This is a genomic window from Epilithonimonas sp. JDS (assembly GCF_021261315.1).
Classification (GTDB): Bacteria; Bacteroidota; Bacteroidia; order Flavobacteriales; family Weeksellaceae; genus Epilithonimonas.
Map to the genome: position 1 here is coordinate 1 of NZ_JAJSAX010000025.1, position 301 is coordinate 301.

The window sequence follows — 301 nt, forward strand, 5'->3', positions numbered from 1 at the left end:
TTGTTTGGGATGATATCATTGGAATCTCCAAACTGTGTAGCGGTCATATTGCAAGGTTTAAATTGATTTTCTTCAATGAATTTTGTAAAATGCTGACCGCTTAATTTCGTGATGATCTTTCCTAAAATATAATATCCCGTTTGGTTGTAGCTGAACCTTTCTCCGGGTTTGAATTCCATCGGCAAGGTCTTTACCAGTTCCCAGTTTTTCTCCTCAATGCCGTTGCCTAAAACCTGTTCTTTTTCGTCTATATTATTGGGCAATCCAGAAGTGTTACTGAGTAACTGTTTAAGGGTGATAG

The 301-nt window shown here is 37.9% G+C and carries 1 protein-coding gene; it reads right to left on the reverse strand.

Annotated elements, in window-relative coordinates:
* The coding region (locus LUD75_RS19095) for a serine hydrolase domain-containing protein (protein ID WP_232707400.1) at positions 1–301 on the reverse strand (301 nt) is incomplete at both ends.